Genomic DNA, 13,667 nt, shown 5'->3' with positions numbered 1-13,667 from the left:
ATGCTCAAAGCTCACCGGCCCCATATTTTCGCCCTGTTCGCGGCTGCCATCGCCGCAACGTCCATGCCTGCTGCCGCACAGGAATCGGGGGGGCTGACCGGCTCCGTCTCCGACGAAAGCGAATGGCAGGATCTGGGCATCGCGATCCCCGCCTTTCCGACCGACCGCGACCAGCCGACCCCTGCCGCCCCGCAAACCACGTCCAAGCTGGGCGTGGAACTGGCGCGGGTGATTACCGCCGATTTGCAGAACAACGGCCTGTTCAAGCCGGTCGGCCCCGACCGCCTGCCCAAGATCGCCTTTACCGAGGCGACCAATCCGCAATTCGACCGCTGGCGTCCGCTGGGCACCGACATGCTGGTGCACGGCTATGTGACCGCCGCTGCCAATAACCAGCTGACCGTGGGCTGCTATCTCTATGACGTGCAGCTGGGCAGTGAACTGGTGCGCGAAGGCTATGTCGTCGCGCCTGCCGACTGGCGCCGCGCCGCGCATAAATGCGCCGATATGATCTATTCGCGCCTGTCGGGCGAAGAGCCGTTTTTCGACAGCCGCATCGCCTATATCGCGGAGACCGGCCCCAAGGGGAACCGGCGCAAGCGTCTGGCCATCATGGATTCGGATGGCGCGAACCATCGCTTTATCACTAGCGGATCGTCGAGCGCGCTGACCCCGCGCTATTCGCCCGATTATTCCAAGATCGCCTATCTGTCCTATTCCGACGGCAATCCGCGCATCTATGTCTATGATATCCAGAGCGGGCGTCAGACACTGGTTACGCAGGCCAGCGGTCCGACCTTTGCGCCGCGCTGGTCGCCCGATGGCCGCTATATTCTCTATTCCATGGCGATTGCGGGCAATACCGACATTTATCGCGTTTCGGCCAGCGGCGGCGGCACGCCCGTCAAGCTGACCGACAGCCCCGGCATCGACATCGGCGGGTCCTATTCGCCCGATGGCAAGCGGATCGTGTTCGAATCCGACCGTTCGGGCAGCCAGCAAATCTATGTGATGGATGCCGACGGTTCGAACCAGCGCCGGATCAGCTTTTTCGGCGGCCGTGCGGCGACGCCGGAATGGAGCCCGCGCGGCGACCAGATCGCCTTTACCCATATCGCGGGCGATCTGCGGGTCGCGGTGATGAGCCCGTCGGGCGGCGGCATGCGCCATCTGACCAATGCGTGGCAGGACGAGGCCCCGACGTGGAGCCCCAATGGCCGCATCATCCAGTTCTTCCGCACGACGAAGAACACTGGCCAAACTTCGCTGTGGCAGGTCGATCTGACCGGTCGCCATCTGCGCAAGCTGGATACGCCCGAAGACGCTTCCGACCCCGCGTGGGGACCGGTTCTGCCCTAACTGCGTTATCCCTGTACTGCCGAGCGTCCGATGGGTCCGGACGCACGGAATCGATTGACCCGACCGCCTGATGCGAGGCATTCCGTTATGGGCCCGCAATATAAGAATAAGGAGCTTTGAAATGTCGCTCTTGAACCGCCAGTCTGCCGTTCTCCTCATCGCTGCCAGCACGCTGGCACTCGGCGCGTGTAAGTCGACGCCCGACGAACTGCCGCCCGAACCGACCCCGATGCCGACGCCTGCACCCGCGCCCGCACCCAGCGGTCCGGTGCCCGGCAGCCAGGAAGATTTCGTCGCCTCTGTCTCGTCGGATCGCATCTTCTTCGACACCGACCGCTACAATGTCGACAGCGCCGACATGGCCACCCTGCAAAGCCAAGCCCAGTGGCTGGCCCGCTATCCCAACGTGCGCGTCACGATCGAGGGTCATGCCGACGAACGCGGCACCCGCGAATACAACCTCGCGCTGGGTGAACGCCGCGCCAATGCCGCGAAGAACTATCTCGTCGGCCTTGGCATCCAGGCTGGCCGCATCAATGTGGTGAGCTATGGCAAGGAACGTCCGGTCGCCCTCGGCTCTGACGAGCAGAGCTGGGCACAGAACCGCCGTGCGGTGACCGTCACGGTTCAGTAAATCCTCGAGTGGGCGGTCCGTCGATGCTTTTCGGCGGATCGCCCCTCGACCCCCGGCGATCCAGCCTGTAACGGTTTTTCCATGGCACGTTCGGGTCGATCGATGGACTGGGGTTTTCCCCGCTGGCGCGGCTATGAAGCCGGACGCGAGGCACAGACGGTGCGCCTGTGCGACCGCCATGGATGCGAGGAGCCGGGCAATTGCCCCGCGCCCAAATCCCCCAACAGCCCCGACCGCTGGTATTTCTGCGAAAAGCACGCCGCCGAATATAATCGCGGATGGGACTATTTCGCTGGCCTGGATGCCGAGGAAGCCGCCGCCCGCGCTGCGGGAGAGCGTTCGGAGAATGCCGGATACCAGCAGGCCTCGCACTACGGCTGGGGCGGATCGGGCGACGGTTCGCGCAGTCGGGACGAGATCAACGCGCTCGACGCGCTCGATCTGGAATATGACGTCGACTTCGCCACCATCAAGAAAGCATGGCGGGCCAAGGCGAAGGAAGTGCACCCCGATGTGAAACCGGGCGATGACGCGGCTGCCAGGGAATTTCACAAGCTGCAACTGGCCTATGAAGTGCTGCGCGCTGCCGAAGAGCGCCGCAGCTGGCACGGCCACCCCGAAGGTTAGGCTTCGGGCGCGGGCCCCAGTTCGGCTTCGTCCCACATTCCTGCGATGACCAACAGGCGATCGTGGATCGGGCTGGGCGGTCTGGGCGCGCTGCCGATGCACGGAAGACCGGGCACGACATCGTCGCTGACCGACATTTCCAGCGCCTCGCGCGCGGCGTCGGCGGCTTTGGCGCGCTCTCCGGTCTGCCAGCAGATAAAGGCCCGCGCCGCGCTGGCGGCGAAGCCGATGAAGGGATGGCCCAGCTGCGCCAATGCCCGCCGGTCGAGCCGGTCCAGCCAGTCGAGCGCCCTGGCATAACGGCTTTCGTCGCGCAGCAGGCCCACGGCAGAGCAATAATCGGTGATCGCGGCGATTGCCGTGAACTCGCCGCCGGTTTCGATGGCGCGTTCGAAACGCTCGAACATCGCTTCGTAATCGCCGGTGCGGAAATGGATCATCGCCTGCGCGTGCAGGGCAGGGACGATCTCGTCCTCATATTCGGCGGCAGCGATCTTTTCGTCATATAGCGCGAGCGCGTCCTCGGGGTGATCGCTGGCAATCGCGCCTGCCTTCTGGCCCAGATAGAACAGCCGCTGGTCGCGGGCACGCGAAAGGCGCAAGCGGAAATCCGCCTGCGCCTTTTCGTCCCATTCGGGTCTTTGATACCACTCGCTCGCCATCGCGGCCCCTTTCTAGGGGCACGATGGTTACCAAAGCGTGAGGATCGCTTATTTCGGGGCCAGCACCATCAGCATCTGGCGGCCTTCCATGCGGGGATAGGCTTCGACCTTGGCGATCTCTTCCACGTCTTCCTGCACGCGCTTGAGCAGGTTCATGCCCAGCTCCTGGTGCGAAAGCTCGCGCCCGCGGAACCGCAGGGTCAGCTTCACCTTGTCGCCGTTTTCGATGAATTTGTTCACATTACGCATTTTCACGTCGTAATCGTGGTCATCGATATTGGGACGCATCTTGATCTCTTTGAGTTCCTGCGTCTTTTGCGTCTTGCGGGCGGCATTGGCCTTTTTCTGGGCTTCGTACCGGTATTTGCCGACGTCAAGGAACTTGCAGACCGGCGGGTCGGCATTGGGCGAAACCTCGACCAGATCGAGCCCGACTTCGGCCGCGCGTTCGATCGCCTCACGCGTGTACATCACCCCGAGATTCTCGCCTTCGTCATCGATGACGCGAACCTTGTCGACCTGAATGAAATTATTATATCGCGGCCCGCTCTTGACCGGCGGTTGCAAACTGCGACGGGGTGGACGTGCTATGGGGCCTTCTCCTTCGGTTGCCTCGAACCATTCACTCAAACACACGGCTGACGCGGGCCATAAAGGCAGTGATCGGTCAGTCGCAAAAATCGCCGCCCGCCATTGGCTGGATACCGATGGTCAGGGCAGGCCGAAACCTTTAGCGGGCGCTCTTATCCCTAAACGGGTCCAAGTTAAAGAGAGAACAGGACGCCGGAACGACGCCTTTTGCGCAAGGTGTGGACGATAAATAGGGGTTTGCCGCCGCGAATCCAACCCCGCGCCGGTTTCAGGCGGCCTTTCCGCCGGTTTTCGTGCTTGCAGGCCAAAGCGGGAATCGCAGCAGTTTGCCTGCCGCCGGAACCGCCGCTTCGATCGTGCGGGCGGGTTGCAGTGCCGCGACGATGGCGGGATCGCCCGCGTTCATGCCGCCCGTCAATGCGCCGCACGCGGGCAGCACCATGCGTCCGCCGCGATTGCCCGACCCATGGGCCACAACGGCGCAGGGCCGCACGATTCGCCGTCCGCGCAGCGACAATTGCAGGCGCGGGTGGAAATGGCCCGATAATTCGGGCCGCATCTCGTCGGCACGGGCGATATGGCGCAGCACGATGCCCGCGATCTCCATCTCGGTCACTTGCGTTCCGCCGGGCGCTGCGGCCTCGCCGTGTTTCTCGTCGTGATTGCCGGTGATCCACACCCAGTCCAGCGCGCGGGTCAGCGCGTCGAGCATACCGCGCGCGTGCGGCTCCATCCGGTCCGGACCGGCGGTATCGTGGAAATTATCGCCCAGCGTGAACACCCGCCGCGCGCCGGTCGCCCGCACTGCCTGCGCCACGCGTTCCAATGTCTCGCGGCTGTCATAGGGGGGCAGCATCTGGCCGGTTTGCGCATAGAAGCTGGCCTTCTCCAGATGCAGGTCGGCCACGATCAGCGCATTCTCCCGCTCCCAATACAGTGCGCGGCCGATGCCCGCATCGGCGACCATGCGCCATGCCTGACCGGCAAATTCGAAAGGGGCGAACGAAACGGGAACCATGCACTTGCTATTGCCGCCGTGCGCCGCATTTGGCAAGCGCCGCTGCATGACCGACTGGACCAAACAGACAGAGCAGGCCCGTGACTGGTTCGAAACCCTGCGCGATCGCATTTGCGCCGCCTTCGAAGCGATCGAGCGCGAGGCGGGCAGCGATGCCGCGTTCGAATATACGCCATGGCAGCGCGAGGAAGCGGGGAACGACAATCCCGGCGGCGGGACGCGCGGATTGATGAAGGGCAGGATTTTTGAAAAGGTGGGGGTGAACGTCTCTACCGTGCATGGCAGCTTTGCGCCGCAATTTGCGGGCACGATCAACGGTGCCAGCCCCGAACATCCGAATTTCACCGCCACCGGCATCAGCCTTGTGGCGCATATGGCCAATCCGCATGTGCCAGCGGTTCATATGAATACACGTTTCCTGACAACGCAGAAATCATGGTTCGGGGGCGGGGCCGATCTGAACCCGCCGATCCCCTATGAACAGGATACCGCCGAATTCCATGCCGCGATGAAGGCGGCCTGCGATGCGCATGGCGATGAATATTACGACCGGTTCAGCAAATGGGCGGACGAGTATTTCTATATCCCCCATCGCGGCGTGCATCGCGGGGTTGGCGGTATCTTCTATGACCATCTGGAATGCGCCGATGTGGCCGGATTCGACGCCAATTTCGCCTTTACGCGCGCGGTGGGAGAGGCGTTTCTGGACATTTTCCCGCGCATCGTCCGCCGCCGCATGGGGCAGGAATGGAACGCGGCAGAGCGGCAGCAAATGCTGGAATGGCGCGGCCGTTATGCCGAATTCAATCTGGTCCATGACCGGGGCACCTTGTTCGGTTTGAAGACCGGCGGGAATATCGACGCCATTCTGATGAGCCTGCCGCCAGAGGCTGCATGGAGTTGATTGCATGCGATAATCCGAAACCGGTTTAAGTTGAAATTAAGTCGGTTCGGGCGAATAGTGCGATTGACGGAACGGGCCGCCATACAATTGCGGGCCCGCAACAGGGATCGCAGAATGATGGGACCGAATTCGCAATCACGCCGCGCGGCATCGCGCAGCAAGGCTTTGACCGGTGCCGGCAATGCGCTGGGCGCGCTGGCCATGGTGCTGGCGTTGACAGGCTGCGGCGGCGGTGGCGGAGGATCGGGTTCGGGCCCGACGGTCGTTTCGCCTTCTCCGACGCCCACCCCGACGCCTACACCCACGAACAGCACCTGTTCGCTGTCGAACCGGCAGGCGTGGGTAAAGGCCGCGCTGGACGAATGGTATCTCTTTCCCGATCTGCTGGCGACGAATGTGAACGCCTCGTCCTATACCGACCTGCAATCCTATATCGATGCGCTGGTCGCGCCCGCGCGGGCGGAATCCAAGGACCGCTATTTCACCTATGTCACCTCGATCGAGGAGGAGGAGGCCTATTACGCCAGCGGTTCGACCGCAGGGATCGGCGCGCTTCTGGCACTGGATGGCGCGGGCCGGCTGTGGGTGCGCGAGGCCTATGAAAATGCGCCCGCTTTTGCCGCAGGCATGGATCGCGGGACCGAAATTACCGCCATCGGGACAAGCACATCGAATCTGGTGACGGTCACGTCGATGGATTACGACGAGCTGGTGGATGCGCTGGGTCCGTCGGATGTGGGCGTTTTGCGGGTGATGCGCTTTGTGACCACCGATGGTCACACGCTGACGCGCACCGTGACCAAGGCCGATTACGACATCGAACCGCTCTCGCCGCGCTATGGCGCGAAAGTGCTCGATACGCCGTCGGGCAAGGTCGGCTATGTCCATCTGCGAACCTTTATCGAGCCGGCGCAGGGCGCGCTGCGGACCGCCTTTGCCGGCTTCAAGGCGCAGGGCGTGACCAATGTCATCGTCGATGTACGCTATAATGGCGGCGGGCTGGTCAGCACGGCGCAGGTGCTGGGCGGGCTGCTGAACGCAGGCAATGTCGGCAAGGTTTTCTCGACACTGGAATTGCGCGCCAGCAAGGCGTCGCAGAACGACACCTATTACTTCCAGGATGAAAGCGGTGCGATCAGCGCGGCGAAAGTCGCCTTTATCGGCACATCGTCGAGCGCTTCGGCGTCGGAGCTGATCATGAATGCACAGATACCCTATTCGGGTAGCAATGCGGCGCTTGTCGGGTCGAATACCTATGGCAAGCCGGTCGGGCAGTTCGCCTTTGACCGCGACCAGTGCGACGACCGTCTGCGCGCGGTCACCTTTCGCACTGCCAATGCCGACGGAGATGCCGATTATTTCACCGGCATGGCCAGTGTGATGGACAAGACCTGCCGGGCCAGCGACGATCTTGGCAACCAGCTGGGATCGGTGGACGAAGCATCGATCGCCACGGCAACGGGTTGGATCGGGGGTAACAGTTGCACCGCCATTACCGCAGGCGGTCAGGGGACCTTGTCGGTGGGCGGCCGTACGCCCATGCCCGCGCGGCCCAATATCGCACAGATCGAGATGCCCGGCCTGTTCTGACCCCAATGCCTGTTCTCAACCCGATAATGTTCTGACCGCATGAATTCGGCGCTTTTCGCAACTCAGCAGAGTTGCAAGCCGCGCAAGAAGCGCCCAAATTCGCCGTTAAGATGCTGCGCCAGTACGAACTTGTCGAACGTGTAAAAGCCTATGATCCCGACGCGGACGAGGCGATGCTGAACCGTGCCTATGTGTACACCGTGCAAAAGCACGGCACGCAAAAGCGCGCCAGCGGCGACCCCTATTTCAGCCATCCGGTCGAGGTGGCCGGCTTGATGACCGACCTGAAGCTCGATCAGGAAACGATCATCACCGCGCTGCTGCACGATACGGTCGAGGATACGCTCGCCACGATTGAGGATGTGGAGCGCAATTTCGGAGCCGAAGTGGCGCGGCTGGTCGACGGCGTGACCAAGCTGTCGAAGATCGAGCAAATGCCCGAGAACGAGCGCGCGGCCGAAAACCTGCGCAAGTTCCTTCTGGCGATGAGCGAGGATTTGCGCGTCCTGCTCGTCAAGCTGGCCGACCGGCTGCACAATATGCGCACGCTGCACTTCATATCGAAGCCGGAAAAGCGCCAGCGCATCGCGCGCGAGACGATGGATATCTATGCCCCGCTGGCTGAGCGTGTGGGCATGTACGAATATATGCGCGAGATGCAGTTGCTGGCCTTCGAACAGCTGGAACCGCAGGCCTATGCCACCATCACCGGCAGGCTGGCGCAGATCCGGTCGGAAGAAGGCGGGCAGGTCGATGAAATTGCGCTGCGCATCAAACAGGTGCTGGCCGAAGGCGGGCTGAACGTCGAGGTGTCGGGGCGCGAAAAGCATCCCTATTCGATCTGGAAGAAGATGGCCGAACGCCATGTCAGTTTCGAACAGATCACCGATATCATGGCATTCCGCGTGCTGACCGATAGCGAGGAGGATTGCTATCGCGCGCTGGGCCTGCTTCACCGCAACTGGTCCAGCCTGCCCGGGCGGTTCAAGGATTATATCTCCACCCCCAAGGCGAACGGCTATCGCTCGCTTCACACCGCGATGATCTATCGCAATTCGATGAGGATGGAGGTGCAGATCCGCACGCAGGAAATGCACCGCACCAATGAATTCGGACTTGCTGCGCATTGGGCTTACAAACAGGGCGGGGCGACGCCCGACGGACAGGTCGGCTGGCTGCGCGATCTGATCGAGGTGATGGAGCAGGCGCAGGACGCCGAGGAATTGCTCGAGAACGCGAAGCTGGCGATTTATCAGGACCGCATCTTCGCCTTTACGCCCAAGGGCGCGTTGTATCAGCTGCCCAAGGGGGCGACGCCGGTCGATTTCGCCTTTGCCGTGCATACCGATCTGGGTGCGCAAGCGGTCGGCGCCAAGATCAACGGGCGTCACATGCCGCTGCGCACGCCGCTGGCGAATGGCGACGTGGTCGAGATTATCAAGGGCAGCGACAGCGAGCCGCAATTGTCATGGCTCAGTTTCGTGACGACCGCCAAGGCGCGCGCCGCGATCCGCCGGTCTGTCCGCATGAAAGAGCGCGAGGAAACGGTCGAAACGGGCCGCGACCTGTACGAATCGATTGTCGCGCGGATGCCCGGCAAGGTCGGCAAAAAGGCACTCACGGGCGCGCTCAAGCGGCTGGAGCTGCCTGACGAGGACGCGCTGATGCTGGCTATCGGCGAAGCGCGTCTGGGCGAGCGTGAAGTGATGGAGGCGCTGGTCCCCGGCAGCGCGGCCGAATTGCCCGACAACAGTTTCTGGCAGGCGCCCCTGCGCGCGGTCCGGATTCGCGGGCTGAAACGCGGGTCCGATTTCGTGCTGGGCGAATGCTGCCATCCGGTGCCGGGCGACCGCATTGTCGGCGTTTCCGACGGCAAGACGGTCAAGGTCCACACCATCGATTGCCTGACCCTTGCCCGGGAAGCAGGGGACGAGGAATGGATGGACCTGTCATGGGACGCCAATACCGATGGCGCGACCGGACGATTGCAAGTCATCCTGTATAACCGCCCCGGCACCCTTGCCGAGATGACCGGTATTTTCGCGGCCAATCACGTCAATATCTCGCATCTGGCGCTTTTGTCCCGCGACGAGCGTTTCGGCCATTACGAAGTGGACATCGAAGTGCGCGATCTGGCCCATCTGACGCGCAATATCAGCGCGCTTCGGGCCAGCGACGCGGTCGCGCAGGCAAATCGCGTTTAAGGGGGCAAATCGCGTTCAGGGTGGCGTTCAGGAGCCGGCTTCAGCATCCTCGACCATGCGAACCGGAACCTTGATGTTGCAGACATCGGTACCACCCGCCGGAACCGCATAGAAACTGTCGCTGCGATTGGCGAGGATATCGACATAGCGGGCAAAGCTGTCGCCTTGCGTGTCGAGAAATTCATATCGTGGCCGCTCGCCCTCTGGCAGGTCGCTGGCCAGCCGCGCAGAGATGATGGGCGAATGTTCGGCCATGGTCGCATAGACGCCAAAACCCGCCGTTCCGCGCGGAAGGATCGAGAGATGCTCGATCCCGTCGATCACCTTGCCGACGACGGCGATATTCCGGTCAAGCTGGCGCGGCGCGTGTCCGATGACGGCATATAGTTCCGCTCCGGTTCCCGCGTCCGGCGACAGGTCGCGCGCGACGCCGACCGATCCATAGCAATGCACCGGCCACATGCGAACCGGCGTGTTCGTCATCGGATCGGTGCCATCCGTGACCACATGGTCCTGCAATTCGACTGCGACCGGTATGCCGCGCACATAGGTGAACGCCGCGGCATAGGGGTCGGCGTAGCGCGAGCCGGGTTGAGCCGCTGCCCCATCCGATACCATCCCGACCGGACGCCGTCCGTTTTTGCCCCACAGCACGCTTGCCATGCCGTCCTGCCATGCCAGATCATAGTCATCTTCGCTGGTTGGTACGATATCTGCGGGAAGGGGCTTGGCAGGGCTTTTCCGGTCGCTTTCCTCTTCCTCGCCGTCGCCCCATTGCACCACCCAGTTGTCGACCGAGCGATAGATCGAAAGGCCGTCCCACCAATGGGCGCGCGCCATGGTGCGGATATTGCGCGTCCAGCTTGCGGACACGGGCTCGGCAAGAAGCTGGACCACGAATTCACGCGGATTGCCCTTGGCATCGGGGGCAAGCGTTACGACCATCAGCTCATCATCCGGAATGATCGACCATTCGGATTGTGGCGCGCTATTTACGATATCGTTCGGTGTAACAGCAGTTTGCTTGTCATCCTGAGCATAGGCGGGGGCGGCGCAAAGGGCGGTGGCGGCAAGTGCGAGGGGCAGTTTCATGCCGCCGATGATGGCATCCGCGCGCTGCATGTAAAAGGGGCTTGGCTGCGCGGTGATTCGCCCAAAGGGATTAGTCAACCTGCCCGAATTTGCCGCCCAGCGGTTCGCACCGGCGTTAACGAAAATTTTTTTGCACGCCGTCGAACCTGCGATTTTCGCGGGTGCACAAGGTTAATGCGTGCGGTTCGATGCCGTGCCGGTGCTTTGATTCGCATGGGGGGAATGGTGGGCGGTGAGGGGCTCGAACCCCCGACCCTCTCGGTGTAAACGAGATGCTCTACCAGCTGAGCTAACCGCCCGTCGAAGCAATTGGCTTCGTCGAAGGGGGCCATTTAGACGCTTTTTCGCTCGCGTCAATCGTTCAGCTTTTTCGCAATTGCAGCAAGCATCACGTGGAAATGCGCCGGGAACGTTTACTTGCCGTTAACACTTTTGGGTGAAAGTAGGAGGGTAACAGATTATCCGGCCCGCGCCCGTTGAATTGCGCCGGACGGACCATGATGGAAGGACATGAGATGGACGAGACCTCACGCCTTGCGCGCCAGTGTGCCTATGCCTTCATGGTATTACGCGTCGTGCCCGTGATGCTGGTCGCCAGCACCGTCGGCCTGATGTGGATCAAGTAAACTGCTGACAAAGGCCTGGGGCAACCCGGCTGACAGACGCTGAATACAGCCGCCGCGAGAGCATCGCGGCGGCTGTTTCCGTTTCAGTTACAGCCTTCGCTTCAGGTTCCGGCCTTGGCCAGCATTTCGGCGGTTTCCGCGCTGGTCCAGTCATGCTCGCCGATCATGCGCCACACTTCCTTGCCCTCGGCGTCGTAATAGATGGTCAGCGGCAGCACGCCGCCGCCATAGGCGAAGCCCAGATCGTTCTCGCTGTCGATCCACGGTTCCAGATGGGAAAAGCCCTGCTCGGCGAAAAAGGGCGTCACGACCTCGGCCCCCTGCATGTCCTGCGACACGGTCAGCACTTTCAGCGATCCTTCGCGTTCGCCCGCCAGTTGGTCCAGCATCGGCATTTCCAGCTTGCAGGGTCCGCACCATGTCGCCCACAAATTGATCAGCAGCGGCTGGCCGGTAAATTCCGCCAGCTTCTTTTCCGTGCCGTCGGGCAGGGTAATGGCGAAATCGGGCAAGGCCTCGCCCGCATGGCTTTCGTCCATGATGCCCGCTTGCGCCGCCGGATCGGCGCTTTGTTCAGCCTCGCCTTGCTGCGGGGCCTCGCTTTGACTATCGCACGCGCCAAGCGAAAGGGCCGCCGCCATGGCAAGCGCGGGGGCCGCAAAAGAAGGTGTGCGTTTGATCATGGGCAATTCCGGCTCCGGTACGGGTAAGGCTGCAAACCAGATGTGGGGCGGACGCTTCGCCGAGGGGCCGTCCGCGATCATGCGCGAGATAAACGCCTCGATCCCCTTCGACAAGGCATTGTGGCGGCAGGATATCCGCGCATCGAAAGCGCATGTCGCCATGCTGGGCGCGCAGAATATCGTCTCGGCAGAGGATATGGCGCTGATCACCGAAGGTCTCGACAAGGTCGCCGCCGAATACGAAGCCGATGGCGTGCCCGAGAACTGGGACCTTGAAGACATCCATATGGTGACCGAGGACCGGCTGACCCAGCTGATCGGCGCCGCCGCCGGACGCCTGCACACCGCGCGCAGCCGCAACGATCAGGTGGCGACCGATTTCAAATTATGGGTGCGCGACGCGCTGGACCAGACCGATGCGGGGCTGGCTGCCCTGCAGCGCGCATTGGTCACGCGCGCGGGCGAACACGCAGATTCCATCATGCCCGGTTTCACCCATTTGCAGACCGCGCAGCCGGTAACGCTGGGCCATCACCTCATGGCCTATTACGAGATGTTCCGGCGCGACCGTTCGCGCCTGATGGATGCGCGCGCGCGGATGAACGAATGTCCGCTGGGCAGCGCGGCGCTGGCGGGCACGGGCTTTCCCATCGACCGCGATGCGACCTGCGCGTCGCTCGATTTCGCCAAGCCTACCGACAACAGCCTCGACGCCGTGTCCGACCGCGATTTCGCGCTTGATTACCTGATGGCGGCCAGCCAGATCGCGCTGCACCTGTCGCGTCTGGCGGAAGAGCTGGTGCTGTGGGCCAGCCAGCCGTTCGGCTTTGTGCGCCTGCCCGATACGCTGTCGACCGGCAGCTCGATCATGCCGCAAAAGAAGAATCCCGATGCCGCCGAACTGGTGCGCGGCCATGCGGGGCGGGTGACCGGCTGCCTGATGTCGCTGATGATGACCATGAAGGGGCTGCCGCTCGCCTATTCCAAGGACATGCAGGACGACAAGCCGCCGGTGTTCGAGGCACATGGCCTGCTCGCGCTGTCGATCGCGGCGACCGAGGGCATGATCGCGGGTGCGACCTTTCGCACTGACCGGATGCGCGGCGCGGCAGAGCAGGGCTATGCCACCGCCACGGACCTTGCCGACTGGCTGGTGCGCGAAGGCGACATCCCGTTCCGCGAGGCGCACCACATCACCGGCGCAGCGGTCAAGCTGGCCGAGAGCCGCGGTATTGCATTGGACGCGCTGACCATCGACGATCTGAAAGCCATAGACAGCCGCATCGACGAACGTGTGTACAAGGCATTGTCGGTCGATTCCTCGGTCGCGGCGCGTGCCAGCCATGGCGGAACCGCGCCCGCGCAGGTAAGGCTGCGGGTGGCCGATGCGCGTGTTGCGCTGGGTATGGAGGACGCTTGATGCGCAGCGGATTACTGGCCCTGACCCTGGCCCTGACATCGCTGGCGCTGGCCGGATGTGCCCGCCAGACCGAGCTGAAACCCGCCGCAGGGGCCGAACTGCCGCCCACGCCCTATGGCGAAGCGATCCAGCCCGATGCCGGCGACCTGCTCGAACGGCCCGTGCAGGCTGCGCCCGAACGCAATGTCGAGCTTCGCACCCGTTCCGAACCGCGCGAGGACGATCCGTTCGACCTCCCGCCCGAAGGCTGAATTCCC

13 protein-coding genes and 1 tRNA gene are annotated in these 13,667 nt (G+C 62.8%); 8 read left to right on the top strand and 6 right to left on the bottom strand.

The features are described 5' to 3' along the window. The 3 genes from tolB (at position 1) to LOZ74_RS14150 (ending at position 2,620) form a co-directional block, all read left to right on the top strand. On the top strand, positions 1-1,359 hold the full coding sequence (tolB, locus tag LOZ74_RS14160; RefSeq protein ID WP_370638837.1) for a Tol-Pal system beta propeller repeat protein TolB: 1,359 nt from the start codon (positions 1-3) through the stop codon (positions 1,357-1,359). 121 nt (positions 1,360-1,480) lie between these two features. Continuing rightward, positions 1,481-1,993, top strand: a complete 513-nt coding sequence (gene pal / locus LOZ74_RS14155; RefSeq protein ID WP_230280214.1) for a peptidoglycan-associated lipoprotein Pal — start codon at positions 1,481-1,483, stop codon at positions 1,991-1,993. Positions 1,994-2,074: 81 nt separating this feature from the next. Beyond that, on the top strand, positions 2,075-2,620 hold the full coding sequence (locus LOZ74_RS14150) for a J domain-containing protein (protein ID WP_230291694.1): 546 nt from the start codon (positions 2,075-2,077) through the stop codon (positions 2,618-2,620). Here the strand turns inward: LOZ74_RS14150 and LOZ74_RS14145 are convergent. The 3 genes from LOZ74_RS14145 to pdeM all read right to left on the bottom strand — a co-directional run bounded on the left by LOZ74_RS14145 (position 2,617) and on the right by pdeM (position 4,891). Next, entirely contained in the window at positions 2,617-3,282 is a 666-nt protein-coding gene (locus tag LOZ74_RS14145) for a hypothetical protein (RefSeq protein WP_230291693.1), read from the bottom strand. The two genes, LOZ74_RS14150 and LOZ74_RS14145, sit on opposite strands and share 4 nt — an antisense overlap. A 48-nt stretch (positions 3,283-3,330) precedes the next feature. Further along, positions 3,331-3,849, bottom strand: coding sequence for a translation initiation factor IF-3 (infC, locus tag LOZ74_RS14140; RefSeq protein WP_230281927.1), 519 nt, complete (start codon positions 3,847-3,849; stop codon positions 3,331-3,333). A 292-nt stretch (positions 3,850-4,141) separates the two neighbouring features. After that, positions 4,142-4,891 (bottom strand): ligase-associated DNA damage response endonuclease PdeM, encoded by a 750-nt coding sequence (pdeM, locus tag LOZ74_RS14135; RefSeq protein WP_370638836.1) that lies wholly within the window; start codon positions 4,889-4,891, stop codon positions 4,142-4,144. A 46-nt stretch (positions 4,892-4,937) separates the two neighbouring features. Here pdeM and hemF point away from each other — a divergent pair, with 46 nt between their 5' ends. The 3 genes from hemF to LOZ74_RS14120 all read left to right on the top strand — a co-directional run bounded on the left by hemF (position 4,938) and on the right by LOZ74_RS14120 (position 9,589). Then, entirely contained in the window at positions 4,938-5,795 is an 858-nt protein-coding gene (gene hemF, locus LOZ74_RS14130) for an oxygen-dependent coproporphyrinogen oxidase (RefSeq protein WP_230291692.1), read from the top strand. Between the two features lie 114 nt (positions 5,796-5,909). Further along, positions 5,910-7,385, top strand: a complete 1,476-nt coding sequence (locus LOZ74_RS14125; protein ID WP_230291691.1) for a S41 family peptidase — start codon at positions 5,910-5,912, stop codon at positions 7,383-7,385. Positions 7,386-7,495: 110 nt separating this feature from the next. Beyond that, the gene (locus LOZ74_RS14120; protein WP_230291690.1) at positions 7,496-9,589 is read left to right on the top strand and encodes a bifunctional (p)ppGpp synthetase/guanosine-3',5'-bis(diphosphate) 3'-pyrophosphohydrolase; all 2,094 of its coding nucleotides are present in this window, start codon (positions 7,496-7,498) and stop codon (positions 9,587-9,589) included. Between the two features lie 27 nt (positions 9,590-9,616). Here the strand turns inward: LOZ74_RS14120 and LOZ74_RS14115 are convergent, their stop codons facing one another. The 3 genes from LOZ74_RS14115 to LOZ74_RS14105 all read right to left on the bottom strand — a co-directional run bounded on the left by LOZ74_RS14115 (position 9,617) and on the right by LOZ74_RS14105 (position 11,990). Continuing rightward, the gene (locus LOZ74_RS14115; RefSeq protein ID WP_230291689.1) at positions 9,617-10,681 is read right to left on the bottom strand and encodes a peptidylprolyl isomerase; all 1,065 of its coding nucleotides are present in this window, start codon (positions 10,679-10,681) and stop codon (positions 9,617-9,619) included. A 223-nt stretch (positions 10,682-10,904) separates the two neighbouring features. Continuing rightward, a tRNA-Val gene (locus LOZ74_RS14110) sits at positions 10,905-10,980 on the bottom strand. A 428-nt stretch (positions 10,981-11,408) separates the two neighbouring features. Further along, entirely contained in the window at positions 11,409-11,990 is a 582-nt protein-coding gene (locus tag LOZ74_RS14105) for a TlpA disulfide reductase family protein (RefSeq protein ID WP_230291688.1), read from the bottom strand. 40 nt (positions 11,991-12,030) lie between these two features. On the opposite strand from LOZ74_RS14105, the gene argH reads away from it, so the two are divergent. Together argH and LOZ74_RS14095 are read left to right on the top strand one after the other, a co-directional pair. Continuing rightward, positions 12,031-13,410 (top strand): argininosuccinate lyase, encoded by a 1,380-nt coding sequence (gene argH / locus LOZ74_RS14100; RefSeq protein ID WP_230293903.1) that lies wholly within the window; start codon positions 12,031-12,033, stop codon positions 13,408-13,410. Beyond that, positions 13,410-13,661, top strand: coding sequence for a hypothetical protein (locus LOZ74_RS14095; protein WP_230291687.1), 252 nt, complete (start codon positions 13,410-13,412; stop codon positions 13,659-13,661). The genes argH and LOZ74_RS14095 overlap by 1 nt, the downstream gene beginning before the upstream one ends. Positions 13,662-13,667: the final 6 nt, after the last annotated feature.

Source organism: Croceicoccus sp. Ery5, from assembly GCF_020985325.1.
Classification (GTDB): Bacteria; Pseudomonadota; Alphaproteobacteria; order Sphingomonadales; family Sphingomonadaceae; genus Croceicoccus.
This window is presented reverse-complemented; position numbering and strand designations above follow the sequence as displayed.

What these genes read in the sequence shown, in the direction of transcription:
- tolB (WP_370638837.1), top strand. Translation starts at nt 1, where the DNA reads ATGCTCAAAGCTCACCGGCCCCATATTTTCGCCCTGTTCGCGGCTGCC.
- pal (WP_230280214.1), top strand. Translation starts at nt 1,481, where the DNA reads ATGTCGCTCTTGAACCGCCAGTCTGCCGTTCTCCTCATCGCTGCCAGC.
- LOZ74_RS14150 (WP_230291694.1), top strand. Translation starts at nt 2,075, where the DNA reads ATGGCACGTTCGGGTCGATCGATGGACTGGGGTTTTCCCCGCTGGCGC.
- LOZ74_RS14145 (WP_230291693.1), bottom strand. Translation starts at nt 3,282, where the DNA reads ATGGCGAGCGAGTGGTATCAAAGACCCGAATGGGACGAAAAGGCGCAG.
- pdeM (WP_370638836.1), bottom strand. Translation starts at nt 4,891, where the DNA reads ATGGTTCCCGTTTCGTTCGCCCCTTTCGAATTTGCCGGTCAGGCATGG.
- hemF (WP_230291692.1), top strand. Translation starts at nt 4,938, where the DNA reads ATGACCGACTGGACCAAACAGACAGAGCAGGCCCGTGACTGGTTCGAA.
- LOZ74_RS14125 (WP_230291691.1), top strand. Translation starts at nt 5,910, where the DNA reads ATGATGGGACCGAATTCGCAATCACGCCGCGCGGCATCGCGCAGCAAG.
- LOZ74_RS14120 (WP_230291690.1), top strand. Translation starts at nt 7,496, where the DNA reads ATGCTGCGCCAGTACGAACTTGTCGAACGTGTAAAAGCCTATGATCCC.
- LOZ74_RS14115 (WP_230291689.1), bottom strand. Translation starts at nt 10,681, where the DNA reads ATGAAACTGCCCCTCGCACTTGCCGCCACCGCCCTTTGCGCCGCCCCC.
- LOZ74_RS14105 (WP_230291688.1), bottom strand. Translation starts at nt 11,990, where the DNA reads ATGATCAAACGCACACCTTCTTTTGCGGCCCCCGCGCTTGCCATGGCG.
- argH (WP_230293903.1), top strand. Translation starts at nt 12,031, where the DNA reads ATGTGGGGCGGACGCTTCGCCGAGGGGCCGTCCGCGATCATGCGCGAG.
- LOZ74_RS14095 (WP_230291687.1), top strand. Translation starts at nt 13,410, where the DNA reads ATGCGCAGCGGATTACTGGCCCTGACCCTGGCCCTGACATCGCTGGCG.